Consider the following 20314-nt stretch of genomic DNA (forward strand, 5'->3'; position numbering starts at 1 on the left):
CGAGGTCGTCTCCCAATCCCACTCAACGGTCGAGAACATGCTCCAGGCGGTCGGCGCCGCCGGGCTTGCCGTCGCGGACATAGCCAAGCACCCCAAGACTGGCACGACCCCCGATGCGTACTCAGCGGACGACTGTCGGGACGAGAGGTGAACACTCCCAAATAAGCACTTCCGTGATCGGGCCACCGGCCAGTCCTGGCTCGAGCACAAGAGCTGGTACGTATCGTGATCCACCGGGATTGTCGTCGACCCATTCGTAAACCACGGTGTGGAGTGTGTTGAGATGGCGCCCAACAAGTACAGCCATCGGATAAGGGCCATGGAAGACGAGATGGACTTGGGTGCGTCCATTCGTCGCGGCCGCTCGCCTGATCTGCTGTGCGATGGCAGTGCTGAGTCGACCCGCTTCTCTTGGGTCGATCCGATCTGAACCAACAGCCGTGATAATTGCTGTCGTTGTGAATTGGTCTCATGCACAAGGTGTTCAAAGACTGTTCGATATGGGTTCGGCGTCAGGCTGACAAGATGTAGCAACACGGTCGGCGGTGTCCGAGGGCCGTTGCCTTTCGAGGGCGTCCAGACGGATGTCCATCCCGCGTTGCACTAAAACATTGCGATCGACCAGGTCACGCTGCCGTCGTGAGCTCGTCTGCAACGAGCCGGGACCATACCGGGACCACAGGCATGCGATGCATGCAATGCATGACGTGAAATGACGGCGATTGCGTAGCATTGTGGCCCGGAAAATCAGGCAAAGTGACTGAACGGGATACCTGGGGGTCAAGGGGTCGCAGGTTCAAATCCCGTCAGCCCGACGTAAGAGAAATACCTGATCAGAGGCTATTTCAAGAAGTCGCAAGATCGGTGTCCCGGGCGGTTTTGGACCCACATCCGCACCCATGAACCCCTTGACTCGACATGTCAAGTGGTTCAGGCGTTTCTAGGTACTCATCGCGTCCTCTCGAAGACGTTGGTTCATGCGTGCTGCTGCGTTCCGCAGCGCGGTGTCGTCAGTGTGTAGGTAGGCACGCGTCCTCTCGACGGACGCGTGCCCGAGGATGTCACTCACGACATGGATCGGGACGCCCGCGTTCGCGAACCACGTTGCATCCGCATGCCGAAGGTCGTGACGACGCAACCCCGGCAACCCCAACGATGCAACCAACTCGTTCCACCCGGTTACGTCACGCAATGCTGCGCTCGTGATGACCCCGCTGCGCGGCCCACGCAACAGCGGCTCGTCGCGTGCCCGTTGCATCGTAAGTCTGCGCAGCACGTTTTCTAACGGCTCGATGATCGGCACACGGCGTTTCCGACCTCCCTTCGGAGGTTTGATACTCAGGCCACCGGCGCCGGGAAAGCACTGGCGCTCGATCGAGACGACCATGTTTGCCCAATCGACATCACCGACGACCAGTCCGGCTACTTCTGAACTGCGCGCGGCCAAGAATGCGCTGAGCAAGATGTGGTCGCTGTAACTCTGATGAACCGTAGCGCAGGCCTTGGCAATGCGCTCGACATCAGCAGGTCCGGGAACGGGATTCGCGTGCTGAATGTGCGTCTTTGGGTGGGAGCGCCTGCTGGCCCGGTCACGCATTGGGTTGCGCGTGATGAGTTCATCCCGCACTGCTTCATCAAGCACTCGGGTCAGAGCAGCGATTGTGTTCTTGATGGTGGAGGGCGAGTGAGTTCTTTCCCAACCGTCGTTGGTTCGATCCACGATCCCCGCGGTGATCCTGCGCACGGGAAGGCGCCCCAGCGCGGGCAATACCCGAAGTCGAAGGCCAGCCCTATAACCGGCTGCCGTCGACGTCATGTCCACCCCGCGAACGAAACGGTCACCGATTCGGCGAGCGTAGCTTTCGAATGAGATCAGCGGATCAATCGAGTCGCCGAATCTGGATCGCACGAGATCGAAATAGTCCTCTGCTTCGGCGTCGCTGTCGACCCGTGATCGAACGACTCATCCGCCGGCGTGAAATCGGGTCCGTCCAGCGCACTCGAGCGTGGATCCTCGCGCCTCGTCGGACCATATCCGTGCCTAGGCGGACTGCGGTATTCGGATGGAAAAGCACCATGTATTTTCATCCGAATGACGTTCGTCGGTGGAGCGGAGCTTCTTTGGCGTGCCGTGCTGGTCCGCTATTGCGTAGCCTGTCACCCGACGTGTTGAAGAGGTGCGGTTCCGGAAATCAGGAGCACCACCTGTCGATGCCAGAATGAGCACATGGCTGCATCCGAGTTCTATAGCGACAGGACGCGCGGACCGGCGTCACGGGACAGGGACGTCCTCACGGAAGCAACCGCTCGGGGTCTGTTGAACTTAGTCCAGAGCAAGATTGATGGGAATTGGTTCGCGAAGCGGTTCCCGGACCAGTGCTACGACAAGCAAGGCGTAACTGGCACGGTCGATGGTGCAGTCGAGGCTGAAATTCAGGCGCTGATCCCTGACCTCCAGTTCCCTCTGAGCCGGAACGTTGACGCTCCGGGAGACGTGATTCTTGATCTGCTTGAGTACGCAGCTCGTTACGTAAGCGAACCGTCGAACGGCCGATTTCATTCGGGACGCAAACATCATGAGCTGAACTTCGACGACAAGAGCGGTCGCTCGACGTTTCGCGACGAGGCGAACCAGATCCTCGCTCGCGGACGCACGACTTATGAGTTGGCGTCGTCGCTTGAGGTGCAGCGAACCGGAACACCGGAGGTGAGAACGGCTCTCTCGGAGCTGCAACCCGATACCGGGGATCCGGAACTCGACACACTCGTCACGGACGCCCGCAATCTCTATTTTTCGCGCAAGAGCAGCGTCCGCAAGATCGGGATCGAAAAATTGTGGGACGCATTCGAGCGACTTAAGACGATCGGGATCCCCAACGGTGACAAACGACGAAGTGCCACCCAGTTGTTGGATCACATCTCGAACGGAGCGTTTCGTGTCGAGGTCGAGGCGGAGATGCTGGCTCTGACGAAGATCGGCAACGCATTCAACATTCGCCATCACGAGACGGGTAAACACGCCGTGCCGGTTGAAGGATACGACTATCTGTTCTCCCGAATGTCAGGGCTGATCATCCTTCTCTTGCGTGAGAGCGATCGCTTGGCGTAGTGGACTCGGACCCGGCGTAGGGAACTTCGGCAGCGGCGAACGTTTGCGCTTGCTGGCCGGGGAAGTCGGTGAGTTTCGCATGGGGCCTGAGCTGCGCGGTAGGACCGCCAACCTAATCGTCCCTCACTCGCCCCGCCTCTAAATGTCGGAGGTCAATGCGATGATGCGTATCGTCCTCATTACCGATCGCCCGTTTGCGGCGAGAGAGCCGGTCACCGCAATGAGCAGTTCCTTTGATTTCAACGAATCAGCGTTTCGAAGCCTGATTGAGAATGAAGCCCAGGCCGCTATCAACGAGCTCGCGGCCCGGCAGACCGGTGAGCTCGACGAATTGCGTCAGCACTTCACGGGCCACCCGATCGAGGAGATAAAGCCAGCACTCCAGGAACTCTTCGCAAAGGACGGTGGCAGCATCACCGAGCCCGAGTTGTCCGACTGGGCGCAGCTGATCAGCGATGGCACGCGGATTCAGATGTCGCCCCAGGCGATCGACTGGAGCGAATAATGTCTGACGTCGATCCCGAGTACCTGAAACACCAGTACCTCTATTTTCCGTGGACCGACGGGTTCGATTCCTTCCCCGCGGGAAAGGCGCTCGCCCATTATGTCGCGCAGCAGCACAAAGCGCGTCTCACGGTGGTGACCATCGCGAAGCAGAATGCGGCGTTTCACGATGAGTTCGCCAGACTGCCTGTCGTCACCGAGCGTAGCGGTACCGTCGCGGAAGGCGGTGTAGTGCTGGCGTGGGTGCCGTCGCGAAAGGTTATGGCCAAGGTGCACAGCCTAAAGAAGAGCGTCGTCATTCTCGTAGAGGATCCGTCCGAGAAGTTCGAAGCATGGGCAAGGCTTGTCGGCGCCTACAACGTGGTGACTCGGAAGGTCATGACCGCCGGTCTCACCGAAGCGGGTACCAAGGCGCTCGAAGGGGTCGTCTGGGAGGGCTACAACGGTTGGCACGATCAGATAGCCGAGACGATGACCATCTCCAATCTGACGGAGCTAGCCGGCAGCGACGGCTACGATCGCGCGATCGTGCTCGAGTTCGCGTCCCAGCGCAAGGGTGAGCATGCGTTGCAGCGCCTCGAGAAGATTCTCGACAAGTTCGAGAAATCGCACGCTCCCGCCCTAGAGTGATAGCCAATAGCCCGTAAAATCTCGGCAACCAAATGCGGAGTGAAGCACACTCCGGAGTCCTTCGCGATGCGCCGATGCCGATCCCGTAGACTCACGGCGGAGGGTTCGCCCGGATGAAATGATCGTGCGAGGAGGCGTGATGGCTGGCTTAGGGGAACACATCACCGCCATGGTTCGCAGTCACGCGTCAGGTGATGATTCGGCGTTCTACTCGGTGGCGCTGCAGATCGCTGCACGCGAGGCCCGGCAGGGTCATCACGTTCTCGCAGACGACATCAAGAAAGCGGTTGATACTTCTCGGCAAGTTGCCCAACGCAGCAATGTCACCAAGCTGGCAAAGCCCCGCGGAGAGCTCGCGGACCTCATTGAGACTTCGCACCCAGAAGTCACCCTGAAGAACCTGGTAGGACCGGGTGACCTCGTCGAACGTCTCAAGCAAGTAATCGCAGAGCAACGGCAACGAAAGACTCTGCTCGAGCACGGGTTCGACCCAACACACCGACTTCTCCTCGAAGGCCCGCCAGGAACCGGCAAGACCATGACGGCCGCGGTTCTCGCGCGCGAACTTGCGCTTCCAATGTTCACCGTTCGACTAGATAGCCTGCTCAGCAAATACATGGGTGAGACCGCGGGCAAACTTCGACTGGTGTTCGACGCAGTCGCCGAACGCCGAGGGGTGTACCTCTTTGACGAGTTCGATGCGCTCGGTGGTGACCGGTCCGGTAACGATGTCGGCGAGGCCCGGAGAATCTTGAACTCGTTCCTAGTTTTCCTCGAGCAGTCCAGCCCGGAAAGCATCGTGATAGCGGCGACCAATCACCGTTCGATTCTGGACAAAGCACTTTTCCGACGCTTCGACATGGTCCTTACGTACCACCTGCCAGACAAGATGCAGGCACGATCGGTCATCAAGGGCAGATTGGGCTCATTGATGAAGGGCTTGCGCTGGGACAGCGTCGATTCCCACACCGAAGGACTCAGCCACGCAGACCTGGTCAAAGCCGCTGAGGCTTCCGCGAAGTCGGTCCTGATGCGGGGCGAGACGCTCATCGCCGCCGACGATCTCATCGCTGCGCTGGACACCCGGCGAACGGCGAGCATTGGCTGACGATCTCCGACATCTCACTCACCTTTACGTTCTTGATCGCGCACGCAATGAGAACTTTTCTCGAGGCGGACAAGGCAACCCCAAAATCCGACCGGTCGAGTACCGAGCTCATGGGGCTGCTATCAAAGGCCAGCTTCAAGACACCTTTGCCGACATTGACGACGAGCGCGGCCGGACGAGCCTCAGCGCCGAGGAGCTCAAGGCGCTGGGAAGCATCGTCACTCTCGAAGGTGAAGATGCAGCCTATCCGCTGAAGATCGAGTCGCTACAGACCTTCTCCAAGCACCGAAATACGCCGAAGGTGCCGCAATGGTTGCTTCTATCGGTGCAACCAGCAACCAAATCCCTGCCGGAACGAGCCGTCGTCTGGGTTGCGGACAGCTACCGCCCACAGTTCCTCAAAATCTTCGAAGACTACCTCGCCAAGAAGAGCACCAAAGCAGCCGAAGACAAATGGGAAACACCCGACGGCAACCCCGCGAATCGTGCACTTGTCGCCAATATCTCTAGAATCCGTCAGACCATCCTTGACGACCTCTGGCAATCCGACGGCGAGCCGCCCAAAACCGGAGCCCACTGGTGGGAGCTTTGGCTGGATCCGTCACAACAGAACATCGATACCCTCCAGAAGTTCGCGACAGCGTACGGCCTCAAGCTACTGAACCGTTCGCTAGCGCTGAACGACAGAGTCGTCGTCTGGATTAGAGCAACATGGCAGCAGCTGGAAGTCCTGCCGTTCACGAGCGTCCCGATTGCAGAAATCCGCCGCCCTGAGTTTGTCGACACGGTCGAGGATCTACTTCCCGATGAACAAGATGACTACGTTGATGACCTCGCAGCACGGATCATCGCCGCCCCAACCGACGCCCCGGCGGTCTGTCACTTCGACACAGGCGTGGCCCGCACCCACCGTCTACTCTCCGACTCTCTCGACATCGGGGATCTGCACACAGTCATCGGGACCTCCGGGGTAGACAGGCAAGGCCACGGAACATCCATGGCAGGCCTGGCCCTATACGGCGCGCTCGACGATCTCCTTACAGGGGCTGGGACGATCCAGCTCCATCACCGGCTCGAATCCGTGCGCATCCTCCCCGAGCATGACGAGCCCGACACCGACCCCCTCGACTATGGAACAGTCACCGTCGAGGCAGTCGCGCTGGCCGAGATCGCAGCCCAGCGCAGGCGTGTGTTCTGCATGCCGATCTCCACGGATCCCGACCGCCCAGGAGTTCCCACACTCTGGTCCGCGACCGTTGATGCCCTCGCGGTGGGAACAGAAATCATCCGAGACGGTAACCAGCTCCAGCTGCTGTCTGAACCAGATCACGACGCAAGTCGACTACTGATCACCGCTACCGGAAACGTCGGCAGCTACCACGCGAACCACCGCCTCGAGTCCGATACTTCACCCGTAGAAGACCCCGCCCAATCATGGAATGCGTTAACTGTAGGCGCGCACACCGACCTCGTGACGGTCCCCAGCGATCCTGATTACGCCGGATGGACCGCGATGGCAGCGGCAGGGGAGCTGTCGCCTCACAGCCGGACATCGCTTCTCTTCGGCAAGAGAACCTGGCCGATCAAGCCCGACATCTGCTTCGAGGGCGGCAACGTACTCACCGACGGGGGAATAGCTTTCGAAGATCGTCATCCATTGATGTCACTTCGAACAACGGGAATCCACAACGACCTCGCTCTGACCTCCGCCAACGCCACCAGCGCTGCCACCGCCCAGGCTTCACGTCTTGCCGCGCTCACCATGGCCCAATACCCCGAGTACTGGCCCGAGACCGTTCGAGGTCTGCTCGTCCACGCTGCTGAGTGGACCCCAGCCATGCGTGCCGAGTTTGACGCCACTGGCGGCAAGAAGGAGCCAAAACTTGAACTCCTGAGGCGATACGGGTGGGGAGTGCCGACGGAAGATGCGGTGCTGCGTTCGTCCAGACAATCGGTGACTCTCGTAACGCAAGACACGTTCGTTCCCTTCGAGGGAACTGACTACAAGATGCGCAGGTTCAGACTCCACTCAATGCCCTGGCCCACTGAGGTGCTGGAGACTATCGGAGCTGGTGACGTCACCCTTAAGGTCACCCTGTCCTATTTCGTGGAGCCGTCCGCCTCCAGGCGAGGCTGGAGACAGCGGTACTCCTACGCGTCCCACCTTCTGCGATTCGAACTCAAATCGCCAACCGAAACAGAATCCGAGTTCATCTCTCGTATCAACCGGGAAGCGGAAAACGACGAAGACTCCGCAGGCAGTTCGCCCTCGTCGGGCTCGGATCGGTGGTTCATCGGCCCCAACCAACGCAACCTCGGCTCGCTCCACCAGGACATCTGGGAAGGCTCCGGTCAGGAACTAGCTGCTAGCGGCGTGCTCGGCGTGTACCCGGTCGGCGGTTGGTGGAAACGCAACCAACGTAGGGATCGCCTCGACCTTCCTGTCCGCTACTCACTGATCGTGTCTCTCAAGACCCGTGCACAAGACGTTGATCTGTACACACCGATCGCGACCGACCTTCGGTTGCCGATTGAGATTGACACCGTCTGAGGGCGACTACTCGTCAACGAATCCGAGCGAAGCCAGTTGCGTCTGCGGAAAGGACTGTACGTGCTCAACGATGAACAACTCGCGGCGATCATTGACGTCGGCTACGAGCAGCGCGGCGTTGAGTTCAAGAGCGCCGGCGACCGGTCAGATCGCTCCTTCCTCGCGAATGTCGCCCGCGCCACCATCGCGCTGGCGAATCAGCGAGACGGCGGCCACCTCATCATCGGTCTCAGCGAGAACGGCATCGACGATGCAGCAAGCGGTCTGAGCCCCGAACAGCTTGACCAGTGGCTTTCATTCGATGACGTCTCGGATCAGATCAATGCTTATGCGGATCCGCCTATACAGATCCAGCTCGCTCAAGTGCAGCTACCGAATGAACGCGCCGTTGTGGTCGTCGAGGTGTCCGAATTTGCTGAGATCCCGGTCCTCAGTAAGAAGGACTATCCCAACCGGATCGCCGCCAAGCAGCTCTACACGCGTTCGATGGCAAAGCCCGAAAGCTCCGCGGCGCTCACCCAGAATGAGCTGCGAGAGGTAATCACACTCGCCACAGAAAAGCAGCTCGCCCGCTTCCTGGAGACCGCTCGGCGAGCCGGCATAGGGGTGGGACAACCCGCTGCAGCCTCCGCACGGGAGCAGTTCGACGAACAGCTCAGTCGAGCGCTGGCCGATGACTTTCACCTCGACCAAACTCTCCCGCAGCTCATCACCACAATCAGGCCTGCGGTCTTCGACGCTCGACGGATTCCGTTCCTCGAGCTGCTGCCTGCGATTCAGAACGCCGTCGTCAGACGACGCGGATGGCCGTTTCCATTCGTGCAGAATCCCATCTCTGGAAGAGATTGGGTGGGGGAACAGATCTCCAGCATGCATCCAGGGACGTGGCAACTCTTTGAGAGCGGACAGTTCCTCGATAGCCGATTTATCGAGGAGTACGGACCAGACTCCGATGGCTTCCTCGACGAGGGGCAAATAATCAGGGGCTATTTGCCGATTTGGTTGCCGCTGCTGCACTTCACCGAGGGTATTGAATTTGCGGGACGCCTTCAGCGGGCAACCTTCGAGGCCGAGCCCGTGAGCATAACGTTGTCCCTCCACAACATTCGACGTTTCGTCCTCGTGGCCGCCCACCGCTCACGATCCGGACTGCATGGCAGCTACGTATACAACGACGACACCTGGGAATACGAGATCCACCTGTCCCCAGAAGAAGGACTCACGAGTACTCGAGCACTCGCCGCGGAAGCCGCACTCGACCTCCTGCAGAGGTTCGGTTGGAGGGGAGTTACGCTGGATCTCCTTCGCGACATCCAAACCGAAGCCTTCGGCCCAGAACCCCAGTAGGTGATAGCTGGCCACCACCCGGTACCGCGGATTGGTGATTTCGTTCCTGCGCCGCGCGGACGGGCTTGAGATAGCCTGAGAAAGTGAAGATCACTCCAGCTCGGCAGCGCAATGCGGTGTCCGAGGGGGTAGCGTTAGGGATCGTTGTCGCCGGACATGATTCCATCGAGTTCGACAAAGTGCGCGTCGACCTCGCGTTCGAAGGTGCCTGGCGTGCCTGGCCGCACCGAAGACGCTTCTCCCAAGTCGATACCGATATCCGGAACGGCAAGGACGGCACATGGGTCATGACCCACGCCGAACAGGGCCGGCAAGCGTTCGCGTTTCACTGGGACACGCGTGGACGTGACTTGGTGATCTACGCACGCCAACCCGACTGGGACCCCGACGATCCATCAGACATCGAATTCGCGCTCGGCGTCATTGACGGTGGCCTGGTTCTGGACGATTGGCTAGCGCTAGCACGCGGCTTCCTCGACCGCCTCAACTGAGGATGGATGCGGCGTGAGAACACGTCGATGACGAACGCGATGTAATCCAACCATGACTGCGTGGGGATTGAGGTCGCATCCGCCCTCAGGGGGCGGCGGGAATTGTCTGCGATCAGGCGAACGCCACGGATCCTCAGGGCCTCAAGATGCCACGTTGCCGAACATCTACCCAGTGAGTCTCGATCGTAATCGCGAACTACCAGGTTTCGTCGAGCGTGCGCTCCAAGTGGTCGGTGGCGCGATCCCACCAACTGCCGTACCGGTCAGCGGAGGATAAGCCGAAGACGACAGATCCAGGCGGCATATCCGTCAGATGAGCGGGATACGCAGCGACCTCGATAAACGGGATATCGGTGACACCCTCTGCTGGGTCGACTTCATCTGCAATCCAGCCCGGCAGATCGTGCTGCTGCGGGCGAAGGATCTCGAGGACATCTGGGAGGACTGTGCGGATCAGGTTGTCAAGATCCTTTCCGCTTCGTTGTTCCTCGAAAAGGATCATGGAGATTCCGCTGCGTGCCCGCATCGGAAATAGGCCGGGGAACGTCTTGCGTCGAGATAGCAGAAGCTCACGCAAGTGTGCTTGGAAATCGAGGCCACCTCCGTGCTTGGGAAGCACACCGAGATCGAACAGGTAGGGCGTGTACTGGAGACGACTGCGCACATGGTTCCAGACGCCGAAACGATCCACAGGTAGGTCGGTGAGCAAGGATGAGAAGACCATGTCGACGATATGTTGCTGCTGTGACTGGTCTTGATAGTCGATCTGATTGGTGATGAGTTTCCGCTGAAACAGACCCTCATCAGTGTCAGGATCGAAGATTGACCGGTAGTCGATGAGATCGTCGAGCAACATGTCATGCTCGACGAACTTGCGGTGGTGCATGCCGTATTCCTCATCGAACGGGTCCCATCGTTCGTCCAGGCCTGAGACCGCCCGCAGGTTAGCGAGTACGTTCGTCCTGGTTTGGGCAGTGATGTAGAGCTTCGGTTCCTGTTTATCAAGCTCCGATGGTTCGGGCCACGGAAGGGCTACCTCCATGTCCCATGCTGCGGTGGCGGCTGCCACGACTTCGGAAACAGACTCTTGTGATGCCTCCTTCCGGGGGCGTGGAGCCTGCGATCGTGCGGCATGCGCGTACAGAAGCTTCACCTGGCGGTCGTCAGCATAAACATGGTCCGTCAGTTCATCCAGAAGCCACTTGCAGATGCTGTCCACGCGCGCTCCATTTCGGGTCGAGCTGAACAGGACGATGTCCAGAGCTATCGCAGCGCGAGGCTTCGGCCATGTAGTCAACTCGCGTGCACGACGCGCAAGGACGTCTACTTCGAAAGCAGCAGCAAGGGCCTCCCGGGCTTTTTCCCTAGTTCGTTTGCGGGTCTTCTTTGTAGGCGGTTCCAACGGAAGGAGTATCCGTAGTGATTCTTCACGCCGACGGTGGAAGCGGATGAACTCAGCTTCCGGCGTGCTCCAGAATCGGTGCACCTTCAAACCTCTAGCTCAGCCTCTAGAAGGACGTTGCTGTTGACACAGTGGGGGAGGGCTTCAAGCGTGCTGCGATGCGTGCCGTCAAACAAACGGTTCCAAGTTCCGCGCATAGGGGCCTCCGTCCAGTCAACTTCAATCTATCGGCGTTCGCTGTCGAGTCCTCGGGCATCGGAGGGACGTACCTGATCTGGGAGATGTCGTGGGATGCTTCCTCATCCCGCATAAGCCCCCGCTGAGGGTGCGAACGGCTACCAAGCGCCGGGACCAAACCGGGACCAGAACCATGCAATGCATGCAAGCCATGACGTGAAATGACACCGTTTGGGGCAGAGATGCCCGGAAAACCAAAGAATCCGTCTGAACCGTCTACCTGGGGGTCAAGGGGTCTTAGGTTCAAATCCTGTCAGCCCGACGGAAAGCCCTGGTGAGAAGCAGTCTTCTCGCCTGGGCTTCGTCTTTTCCGGGCCCACAGTGTTCTGGTCCCATAAGCCATGGTTGCTTCGATCCACACCGTGTCTCGTCCTTGCCGCAGTTGCGAGGGGGACCAGACGTGGCCTGTTTCTCGCGGAGACAGCGGGACCAATCCGCGCAGGGGAGGGCGCCGAGGCGCGCTCGGCGGTACGTCGCCTGTGGTCAGATCCCGGGTGCCTGCGTCGGTTTGGTCCCCATTTGCGGTGCTGAAAGCTCGCTAGCCAGGAACACCTGCGCCCCACCTCGCGTAGAGCTGGGATGCCGCAGCGGCGTCGAGCGTTCTCGGGGCCTGCTCAGCGCTCCACCAGAAACACGCGGTGACCTGGCACGAGCGCGAACCGCATGGTCTCGGGATCGCTCCACGTGGAGCCCTCCACTCCGATCTCCCGGACGCGGCGGCCCTCGACGCCCGGCAGCCGCAGTCGCGCCCCCGTGCATCCGCCGCCCCAGTGCACCACGTGCACGATCGAGCCCGTCCGTCTGTCGCGCACGGACACGAGCGTCTCCCCGACTCGCCCCGATGCTGTGACGATGTGCGGCATGCCCTCGATCACCCGATCGAGATCCGCGAGATCGTCATCGAGACGGATGACCGCGCGACCGCTGCGCGCGACCGCGTCAAGAAGGTGAACCGGCACACCGGAATGCGGGGGCACCACGAGCGGAGCGCCCGCGGGAGCCGGGAGTTCGCCGGCGCTGTCCCAGAGGTCGTACGAGACGCCGCGTGCGGTGAGCGCGGCGAGCGTCTCATCCCAGGCGGTGTAGGCCCGAGCTGCGGTCTCGTCGTGCCAGGGAACGTCGGGGAGTCGCGAGGTGCCGGTCACTGCGTAGGCGTCGTAGGCATCCTGGCGGTGCCAGGCGACGACCACGCTGGGCAACGCGGGCAGTGTGAGTGCGTCGGGGTGGAACCGGGAGAGTAGCCGAAGTCGTGCGATGGGCCGGAAGAACGGACTGCGCTGCCCGTCGGAGGACAGGGGCGCATACTCCCAGTTCTCGCGGTCGGCGAGCATGTAGAGATTCGCGCCGGCGAAGCCGAGGGCGATCGCCGCTCCCCACCAGATCTCCTGCTCGAGCGGCGTCGGGTCGGGGTAGCGCACGTCTTCACCCGGCGATCGCCAGATGCCCGCCTGGAGCTCGGGCACCCAGGGCAGCGGCTCGCCGGCGGAACGGGCGGTTGCCGCCGACCGGGCCAGCCGATGCAGGTCGGCGGCGTCCAGCGGAGGGATGTAGTAGTGGTCCTCGCCGATGGCCGCGCCGGTCGCCGCCCGGATGGCCGAGTGCGCCACCGGGACGTCGTGCACCGGGTGCGTCACGAGGTTCACGGTGTAGAGCAGGCCTTCGCCGCCGAGTTCGCGGTGCATGGTCTGAAGCGCTGCGAGGTAGTCGCCGGTCGCCGATGTCTTGAACTCGATCCAGTCGCGCACCCGGGCGGGAGCGGTGATCGACGCCACGGCATCGGGGCGACGGGGCGGCTCCACGCTGCCTACGGCTCCCGGATCTACGCCCCAGCCGGCGAGCAGCCGCTCCGGGTCGTCTCTGTAGCGCTCGCGAAGCCAGCTGCGAAAGCCTGCGAGGGCACTGTCGCTGTAGTCGGCTCCGTACAGCGAGTCCTGAAAGCAGATGCTCGGCTCGTTGTCGAGCTGGAGGGCGATGATCGGCCCGGCCGGATAGACCTGACCGCGCACGGCGTCCCAGACCGCGCCGAACCAGGCGCGCACTTCGGCGAGGTAGTCCGGATGCGCGTAGCTCGGCACAGGATGTTGGAACGGCGGGTTGTACCCGATCACCACCTCGCCGGCGTCGTCGCAGGCGAGCAACTCGGTTCTCTCCAGGAGCCAATCGGGGTAGCCGCCGCCCGGCTCCTCGGCACAGATCCATGGGCCGGGCTTCAGTTGCACGAACATCTCTTCGTCGGCGCAGATCTGCAGGAAGCGACGGACGTCGAGCCGTGGATCTTCCTCGCCCGCGAACGAGAGCCCGCCGGGTGTCGGCTCGTGGCGGCGCCAGGAGAGGTAGGTGCTCACGACGGTGATTCCGGCGTCGCGGGCGGCCCGCACGGCGGGCCCCCAGGTCTCAGGGTCCATTCGCCAGAATTGGATCTCGCCGGCGATCAGTGGGAAGGCGCGGTCGCCGACGTGCACCAGGCCGTTCTCGACGCGGATCGCGGTCATCCCTTCACCCCGCCCGCTGCGTTGCCGGCGACCAGCCACTTCTGGATGATGCCGAACAGGATGATGCTCGGGATGGCGACCAGGATCGACATGGCGGCCAGCTGGTTCCACGAGACCTCGTAGGCGCTGGAGAGCTGGGACAAGCCGACCGGCAGCGTGCGGTTCTCGTCGCTGTTCGTGAACGTCAGGGCGAAGGTGAATTCCTCCCACGACCCGATGAAGATGAAGATTCCGGCCGCGACCACTCCGGGGCGGGCGGCCGGAAGAGCGGCGTACCACATCGCTCCGAACTGATTGCAGCCGTCGATGCGGGCCGCCTCGTCGATCTCCTTCGGCACCTGGTCGAAGGCCGTCTTCATGAGCCAGGCGGACAAGGGTGCGGTGGCACTGACCTGCGCGAGCACGAGCGCCCACGGGGTGTCGATCAGGTTGAGGCCCGTCACGATGTTGAACAACGGGATGATGAGCAGCACCGAAGGGAACATCTGGGTGGCGAGGAGGCCGATGATGATCGCCAGCTTGCCGCGGAACTGGAATCGCGAGAGGGCGTATCCGGCCATCACACCGATGAGAAGACCGATCGCCACGGTGCAGACGCTGACGAGCACGGAGTTTCCGAGCCAGGCCAGGAAGTTGCCGCGGCCCACGACGTAGGTGAAGTTCTCGAAGGTCGGTGCCAGCGGGATGAGACCACCGGGGTTCTCATAGAGCTCGGTCTTCGACTTGAAGGCATCCGACAGGATGCCGAGCATCGGGAGAAGAGCGAAGAACGCCAGGGCGATCGCTCCCAGCCAGAGCAGAACCCGCTTCAGGGTCGGCCGGCGGCGACGACGGGGTCGCGCGGGTCGGTCGGAGCCATCGGTGCGGACTCGATCGGCCACAGGGCGTGAGGACAGCGTGGCCGTCATGAGAGGGCCTCCTTTCCGAACGCTCGGATGTAGAGCGCCGATCCGAGGGCGACGATGGCGAAGAGGATCATCGACAGCGCGGATGCGTAACCGAAGTCGAAGCTGCTGAAAGCGTTCTTGTAGACGAAGGTGGTGAGGATGTCGGTGGCGCCGGCAGGGCCACCTCCGGTCATCACGTAGATGAGGCTGAAGTTGTTGAAGGTCCAGATGAGGGCCATCAGCGTGCTCGTGAGCAGCATCGGCTTCAGCAGGGGAAGGGTGATGCTGCGGAAGGCTCGACCCCAGCTCGCACCGTCGACACCGGCGGCCTCGTAGAGCTCGGGCGGGATGGAGGCCATGCCCGCGATGAGAAGCACCATGATGAATGGGAACCCGCGCCACACGTTGGCGATCACCACGGCTCCGAGTGCTGTCGCCGGATCGGCGAGCCAGGCGTGCTGCACGTCGGTGAAGCCGATGCCGCCGAGCAGCTGATTGATGAGGCCGTAGTCGGGCTGGTAGATGAGTTTCCAGGCCAGGGCGCCGACCACGACCGGGGTGGCCCAGGGGAGCACCAAGATGGCTCGCAGGAGGCGCGCGCCGGCGAGCTGTTGCAGGAGGAGGGCGCCGGCCATGGCCACGAGGAGCTGGAGGCCCACCGATCCGATGGTCCAGACGATGCTGTTGAGGAAGACGCCCCACACGGCGGAGTCGGCGAAGGCGTCGAGGTAGTTCTGCACGCCGATGAAGTTCCAGCCCTCGTGCTTCACCGGGTTGATGTCGAAGAAGCTCTGCACCGCGACCGTGACGATCGGGTAGACCACGAAGATCCCGACGGCTGCGAGGGCGGGAAGAAGAAAGAGGTACGGCGTTGCCGAATGGTGGGAACGCGCGCCTCGCGGCCCGGATCGAGGGATCCGGGCCGCGAGGGTTGGGGCGGATTGCGTCACTGAAGCGCCTTGTTCGAGGCCTCGACGGCTGCGTCGAGGGCTTCCTGGGGCGACTTCGAGCCCGAGAGCGCGGCCTGGACGGCCTCACCCAGCGCGGTGTCGATGTCGCCGGCCTGCGGAACGGTCGGACGCGAGCGAGCCTGGTCGAGCACGGCCGAGAAGGCGCTGATCGACGGGTCGTCCTTGAACGTGGGGTCCTCGTAGAGCGAGGCCTTCACGGGCAGGTAGCCGAGGGCGCTGGCCCATTCCTTCTGCACCTCGTCCTGCATCAGCCACGACACGAACGTCTTGGCCTGCTCCGGGTGCTCGCTGTTCTTGAGCACGAGGAGGTCGAGACCTCCGAGCACGGTCGCGGCCTCCTTGTCGGCCGGCAGGGGGGCGATGGCCCATTTGCCGTCGATGTTCGCATCCTGCAGCGCGGGGATCATCCACGGGCCGGAGGTCATCATGCCGAGATCGCCGGCGATGAACGGGCCCTTGAGGTCGTCTTCGGTGGCGGTCGCCATTCCGGCGGGCATCGCCGACTTCTGCAGGTCGACCCAGAGCTGGAGAGCGCGTACCGCGTCGGGGGAGTTGAACACCGCCTCGGTCTGGTCGTCGTTCAGCACCTGCGCCCCCGACTGCCAAAGCCACGGGTAGAACTCGAAACCGCCCCAGCCGCCGAAGAGGCCGACGCCGTGCGCGTCGCCCGAGGTGAGCTTCTCCGCGTCAGCGGTGAACTCCTCCCAGGTGGCCGGCGGCTCGGTGATGCCGGCTGCTTCGAACAGGTCGGTGCGGTAGAAGAGCGCCAGGGCCGACACGTCGACCGGCACGCCGTAGAGCTCCCCGTCCTTCGTGATCGCATCCAGGCTGGCGGGGAAGTAGTCGTCGGGAGAGCCGGCCGCATCGCCGAGCGGAAGCGCCCACCCCGACGCGATGAACTGCGACGCGCGGGGCGGCTCGACGCGCACCAGATCGGGACCTTTGCCGCCCGTGATCTGCGTCGTGAGCTTGTCGTAGTAGCTCGAGTCGTTGTCGCGGATCAGCTTGACGTCGATGTCGGGGTTCGCCTCTTCGAACTGCTTGAGCAACTCGGTGAACTCCGCGGTCTCGGCGTCGGTGAACTGCTCCTGGAAGGTGATCGTGACGGGCCCGTCGCCGGAGCCGCCCGACGAGGAGCAGCCGGCCAGGCCGGCGAGCACCAGCGGGGCGGCGGCCAATAGGGCCAACCCTTGGGTCATCTTCTTCATGGAAATGCCTCCTTGCATTAGTTGTATTCGTTTGCGGGTAGTGCGGGTGGTGCTTCTGCGGGTGCTGCGATTGATTGGTCTGTGATCGTTATCGCCCGGGTGAGGCGCAGATCTCGGCTGGAGTGCGCCGCGTGGACCACGTAGCGGCCGTCGGGGATCTCCCACTCGTGCCGTTCGGTGTTCCAGGTCTCGAAGGCGCGTCGGCGGATGGCGATGTCGACTTCGCGGGTCGCGCCGGCCGGCACCTGAACTGTGGCGAAGCCGGAGAGCCAGCGTGACGGTCGGTCGACGGGAGATCCTGGAGCCTCCAGGTAGATCTGCACGGTCTCCCGGGCGTCGCGTGCGGCGACGTTCGTGACGGCGACACGCGTGCGGAGGTCGTCGAGTGATCCTTCGACCGTGAGCGTCTCGTAGAGCCAGGAGCCGTAGCCGAGGCCGGCGCCGAACTCTCGCGCCGGTTGGAGTCCGCGGCGGTCCCATTCCCGATGCCCGACGTGGATGCCTTCGGTGTAGTCGATCCGACCGTCGACCGGGATCGTCGTCGTGACGGGGACGTCCGCTTCGTCGCGGGGGAGGGTCCACGGCAGCCGACCGCTCGGTTCGGTGGCGCCGCTCAGGGCATCGGCGAGGCCTCCGCCCGCCTCCTGCCCGGGCAGCCACCACCAGAGCACGGCTCGTGCGCGGTCGAGCCACGGCAGGATCACCGGAGCGCCGGCATTCACCACCACGACGGTGCGCGGGTTCGCAGCGAGCACTCGCTCGACGAGCTCGTTCTGTCGGCCGGGCAGAGCCAGCGTCGTGCGATCCCAGCCCTCGGACTCGGTCTCCTCGTTCGTGCCGACGATGACCACGGCGACTTCGGCGGCTCGAGCTGCGGCGACCGCCTGGTCCATCTCGACATCCGGGGTCAGGTGCTGCAGCTCGTGTCGGAGGACGAACCGCACGAAGCGTCCGTAAGCGCCGGCATCGACGACCTGCTGCCGGGATTCGATCGAGATGTCGCGGCCGTCGGCGTCGTCGACCTCGATCTCCACGGAGGGGCCCGCGGGATGGTTCGCCGAGGAGTCCAGTATGACGTCGTGGTCGGCGATCCGTTCGGACTGCGAAACGACCTCGTCGTCGATGGCGATACGGTGTGCGCCCGAGACGCCGACCTGCAGTCGGTGACGTCCCGGGCCGAGATGCACTCGGGTCTGGATGAGTGCTTCGACCGCGTCGGTCGGGATGCCGCGGTTCCATCCCTCGCCGGCCTTCACCACGCGGGGGCCGTCGACGAGACGGCCGTTCGCGTCGAACAGCGAGAGCCGGTATCCGGGCGCTCCGTCAGGCGTGCTGACGAAATCGGCGTCGATCGGCTTCGGGAACCGCCGCCCCGAGGTGCCGCGGTGAAGGGAGATGCCGGCCTCGGGGAAGGTCTCGTGCAATCCCTCTTCGGGCGAGACGAGCAGCGGCGCCGTGACGAAGGCGCTGCCCCCTCCCTGCACGAACGGATCGACGGCGTTGGGCCCGATCAGAGCGATGGATGCGACCTCGGCCGGCACGAGGGGAAGCAGACCGTCATTGCCCAGCACGACAGTGGCGCGGGCGACCGCCTCACGAAGGAGGGCCCGCGTCTCCGCCTGCACCGGCAGATCCTGAGGAGCGAAAGGAACGGGCGCTCCGCCGACGGCGCCGACGCGCCGGCCCAAGCGCACGATGCGTTCGACTTTGTCGTCGATCACCGTCTCGTCGACGAGTCCGTTGCGAACAGCCTCCTCCAGTGCCGCACCCCACGGGCCGTCCGGCCCGGGCATCACGAGATCGAGGCCGCCGAGCGCGGAGGCTGTGGTGGTGGTGGTCGCGAGCCAGTCGCTCATCACCACGCCGTCGAATCCCCACTCGCCTTTGAGGATGCCGAGCACCAGCGAACCGTGTTCTGTGGCCGGGGCAGCCAGGACGCCGTCGTCGACGCCGTTGTACGCGGCCATGACGGTCCAGACCTGTGCGTCTTTCACCACTCGCTCGAAGGGTGCGAGGTACACCTCACGCAGGGCCCGCTCCGGAATGCCGGCGAGGTAGGTGGTGCGTTCTGTTTCGCTCTCGTTGCCCAGGTAGTGCTTCGCACACATCGCCACACCGCACTGCTGCACCGAGTGGATGACTTCGCCGGCGATCTCGCCCGTGAGGAAAGGATCTTCGGACAGCGCTTCGAAGTGGCGACCGCCGAACGGGGTTCTCTGCAGGTTGATGACCGGTGCGAGAACCACGTCGACCCCCTTGCGCCTGGCCTCTCCGCCGAGCAGGACTCCCAGCCGGCGAACGAGGTCTCGGTCGAACGTGGCGGCCCATGCAGACGGCGACGGCAGCTGCGCCGAGGGCCGGGTGTCTTCGTCGACACCGCGGACACCGATCGGCCCGTCGGAGAGCACGAGGGAGCGCAGGTCTCGCGAGGGGAGCGGATGCAGTGTCCACGACGTCGCTCCCGTCAGAAGCGCAACGCGGTCGCCCAGTGTCTCCGCGTCCGGAGCCTGCCGCTCGGTCGATCCGCCCAGTACCTGTGAGGACATCTTCACTCCCATCACGGAACGACTGCGTTCCGTGCGGCGCTCTGCCGCTGAGACGAGGATAGCAATACTTACTGACCTGTACGCAAGTTAAATCTCCTCGACAGCCGTGCTGATTGCTGACCTGTCATAAAGTAGGCTCCAAGCGCGTGAGAGGAGGCCATGGTGGTTCGAGGCAGAGGAACCCCGACTGTTCCGGTTGGGGCGCGGGTCGCCAAGCCGCGCCCGGAGACGCTCGAGAAGCGTCAGCGCATTCTCGAGGCGGCGATGGAGATCTTCGCGACTCGGGGTTACGACAACGGCTCGCTGCTCGAGATCGGGGAGCAGGTGGGCATCAGCCACGCGGGTGTGCTGCACCACTTCGGTTCGAAAGACCAGCTCCTGGTCGCGATGCTGGAGTATCGCGACGATGCCGACGTGGCCGCCCTGGAGGGCAAGCACCTTCCCGAGGGGGCCGCGTTGTTCGACCACCTGGTGCGCACGGTCCGCGTGAACAGCGAACGCCCCGGTGTCGTTCAGCTCTACACCGTGCTGAGTGCCGATTCGGTGACCGAGGGTCATCCGGCCCAGGAGTATTTCCGGAGCCGGTTCGTCGGTCTGCGAGCGATGGTCGTCAAAGCGCTGCACGAGGTCGTGCCCGGCATCCCTGACGCGCGCCTGCAACTGGCGGCCTCGACCATCATCGCCCTCATGGACGGCCTGCAGACCCAGTGGCTTCTGCAGCCCGATGCCGTCGACATGTCCGATGCCGTGCGTCACGGCATCGATGCCGTCATCGCGCAGCTGCGCGAGGAGGCCGCGGGGGCTGCTCCGGCCTGAGCAGCCCCCGCGGGG

General features: G+C 63.0%; 16 protein-coding genes. 8 read left to right on the plus strand and 8 right to left on the minus strand.

Translation table 11 applies throughout. The annotated features are described in order from the left end of the window. Positions 1-121 precede the first annotated feature (121 nt). Both BLW00_RS24450 and BLW00_RS18870 read right to left on the minus strand, forming a co-directional pair. Complete coding sequence (locus BLW00_RS24450; RefSeq protein WP_217634430.1) at positions 122-448, minus strand: SAVED domain-containing protein; 327 nt, start codon at positions 446-448, stop codon at positions 122-124. 492 nt (positions 449-940) lie between these two features. Continuing rightward, positions 941-1744, minus strand: a complete 804-nt coding sequence (locus BLW00_RS18870) for a tyrosine-type recombinase/integrase (RefSeq protein ID WP_175494378.1) — start codon at positions 1742-1744, stop codon at positions 941-943. Between the two features lie 483 nt (positions 1745-2227). On the opposite strand from BLW00_RS18870, the gene BLW00_RS18875 reads away from it, so the two are divergent. From BLW00_RS18875 to BLW00_RS18905, 7 genes are all read left to right on the plus strand, one after another. Then, positions 2228-3109: a hypothetical protein gene (locus tag BLW00_RS18875; RefSeq protein WP_092557071.1), complete on the plus strand. Its 882-nt coding sequence runs from the start codon at positions 2228-2230 to the stop codon at positions 3107-3109. Between the two features lie 163 nt (positions 3110-3272). After that, complete coding sequence (locus BLW00_RS18880; RefSeq protein WP_217634422.1) at positions 3273-3614, plus strand: hypothetical protein; 342 nt, start codon at positions 3273-3275, stop codon at positions 3612-3614. Beyond that, positions 3614-4243, plus strand: a complete 630-nt coding sequence (locus BLW00_RS18885; protein ID WP_217634423.1) for a hypothetical protein — start codon at positions 3614-3616, stop codon at positions 4241-4243. Before BLW00_RS18880 ends, BLW00_RS18885 begins: the two co-directional genes overlap by 1 nt. 139 nt (positions 4244-4382) lie before the next feature. Next, positions 4383-5351 (plus strand): AAA family ATPase, encoded by a 969-nt coding sequence (locus BLW00_RS18890; RefSeq protein ID WP_092557213.1) that lies wholly within the window; start codon positions 4383-4385, stop codon positions 5349-5351. Continuing rightward, positions 5344-7902: a S8 family peptidase gene (locus BLW00_RS18895; RefSeq protein ID WP_092557075.1), complete on the plus strand. Its 2559-nt coding sequence runs from the start codon at positions 5344-5346 to the stop codon at positions 7900-7902. The genes BLW00_RS18890 and BLW00_RS18895 overlap by 8 nt, the downstream gene beginning before the upstream one ends. 60 nt (positions 7903-7962) lie before the next feature. Then, the gene (locus tag BLW00_RS18900) at positions 7963-9249 is read left to right on the plus strand and encodes an AlbA family DNA-binding domain-containing protein (RefSeq protein ID WP_175494379.1); all 1287 of its coding nucleotides are present in this window, start codon (positions 7963-7965) and stop codon (positions 9247-9249) included. A gap of 83 nt (positions 9250-9332) precedes the next feature. Next, complete coding sequence (locus BLW00_RS18905) at positions 9333-9740, plus strand: hypothetical protein (RefSeq protein WP_139256800.1); 408 nt, start codon at positions 9333-9335, stop codon at positions 9738-9740. Positions 9741-9936: 196 nt separating this feature from the next. On the opposite strand, the gene BLW00_RS18910 is transcribed toward BLW00_RS18905, so the two are convergent. The 6 genes from BLW00_RS18910 to BLW00_RS18935 all read right to left on the minus strand — a co-directional run bounded on the left by BLW00_RS18910 (position 9937) and on the right by BLW00_RS18935 (position 19483). Continuing rightward, a complete protein-coding gene (locus BLW00_RS18910; protein ID WP_092557081.1) occupies positions 9937-10959 on the minus strand; it encodes a hypothetical protein in 1023 nt (340 codons plus the stop codon). A gap of 1034 nt (positions 10960-11993) precedes the next feature. Beyond that, positions 11994-13871, minus strand: coding sequence for a beta-galactosidase (locus BLW00_RS18915; protein WP_092557083.1), 1878 nt, complete (start codon positions 13869-13871; stop codon positions 11994-11996). Further along, positions 13868-14779: a carbohydrate ABC transporter permease gene (locus BLW00_RS18920; protein ID WP_092557085.1), complete on the minus strand. Its 912-nt coding sequence runs from the start codon at positions 14777-14779 to the stop codon at positions 13868-13870. Before BLW00_RS18920 ends, BLW00_RS18915 begins: the two co-directional genes overlap by 4 nt. Next, positions 14776-15582, minus strand: a complete 807-nt coding sequence (locus BLW00_RS18925; protein WP_092557087.1) for a carbohydrate ABC transporter permease — start codon at positions 15580-15582, stop codon at positions 14776-14778. Before BLW00_RS18925 ends, BLW00_RS18920 begins: the two co-directional genes overlap by 4 nt. A gap of 122 nt (positions 15583-15704) precedes the next feature. Continuing rightward, positions 15705-16937: an ABC transporter substrate-binding protein gene (locus tag BLW00_RS18930; protein WP_175494381.1), complete on the minus strand. Its 1233-nt coding sequence runs from the start codon at positions 16935-16937 to the stop codon at positions 15705-15707. Positions 16938-16954: 17 nt separating this feature from the next. After that, positions 16955-19483: a beta-glucosidase family protein gene (locus tag BLW00_RS18935; RefSeq protein WP_092557215.1), complete on the minus strand. Its 2529-nt coding sequence runs from the start codon at positions 19481-19483 to the stop codon at positions 16955-16957. A gap of 162 nt (positions 19484-19645) precedes the next feature. Between BLW00_RS18935 and BLW00_RS18940 the strand changes: the two genes are divergently transcribed. After that, a complete protein-coding gene (locus BLW00_RS18940) occupies positions 19646-20299 on the plus strand; it encodes a TetR/AcrR family transcriptional regulator (RefSeq protein ID WP_245741683.1) in 654 nt (217 codons plus the stop codon). Positions 20300-20314: the final 15 nt, after the last annotated feature.

This window comes from Herbiconiux ginsengi (assembly GCF_900107435.1).
Lineage (GTDB): Bacteria > Actinomycetota > Actinomycetes > Actinomycetales > Microbacteriaceae > Herbiconiux > Herbiconiux ginsengi.

Coding starts and splice junctions, on each gene's coding strand:
- BLW00_RS18875 (WP_092557071.1), top strand. CDS start 2,228: ATGGCTGCATCCGAGTTCTATAGCGACAGGACGCGCGGACCGGCGTCA.
- BLW00_RS18880 (WP_217634422.1), top strand. CDS start 3,273: ATGCGTATCGTCCTCATTACCGATCGCCCGTTTGCGGCGAGAGAGCCG.
- BLW00_RS18885 (WP_217634423.1), top strand. CDS start 3,614: ATGTCTGACGTCGATCCCGAGTACCTGAAACACCAGTACCTCTATTTT.
- BLW00_RS18890 (WP_092557213.1), top strand. CDS start 4,383: ATGGCTGGCTTAGGGGAACACATCACCGCCATGGTTCGCAGTCACGCG.
- BLW00_RS18915 (WP_092557083.1), bottom strand. CDS start 13,871: ATGACCGCGATCCGCGTCGAGAACGGCCTGGTGCACGTCGGCGACCGC.
- BLW00_RS18920 (WP_092557085.1), bottom strand. CDS start 14,779: ATGACGGCCACGCTGTCCTCACGCCCTGTGGCCGATCGAGTCCGCACC.
- BLW00_RS18930 (WP_175494381.1), bottom strand. CDS start 16,937: ATGAAGAAGATGACCCAAGGGTTGGCCCTATTGGCCGCCGCCCCGCTG.
- BLW00_RS18935 (WP_092557215.1), bottom strand. CDS start 19,483: ATGTCCTCACAGGTACTGGGCGGATCGACCGAGCGGCAGGCTCCGGAC.